The organism is Mesorhizobium sp. WSM4850 (assembly GCF_055811735.1).
In genome coordinates this window covers 1-218 of sequence record NZ_JBVVPV010000196.1, presented here as the reverse complement: position 1 = coordinate 218, position 218 = coordinate 1, and the positions used below count along the sequence as shown (strand labels likewise).

The following is a 218-nucleotide window of genomic DNA, read 5'->3' as shown; positions in this document are numbered from 1 at the left end:
TCGCTCACCGGCATGTTGGCGGTGTGGTTAGCTGCGAGATCCTAGATTGCGGCTACGCTGCCTGCGCATTCTGTTGCGCTTAGCAGTCGCTGGCGTAACTCCCTCGTGCTCAGCTTCTTGATCAGCCGCCGCCGCTTCCAGTTCAAGCCGCGCCAAATGGGCTTTGATCTCCTCAGGCTCGGCGTGCTCCAGCCCGACGACATTGTTCCTCGTTTCCT

At 60.1% G+C, this 218-nt stretch carries 1 pseudogene; it reads right to left on the bottom strand.

Annotated features, from left to right (window positions below):
- Positions 1 to 27: 27 nt before the first annotated feature.
- Positions 28 to 218: pseudogene (locus tag AC0L2Z_RS35530) on the bottom strand (hypothetical protein); the annotation flags it as partial.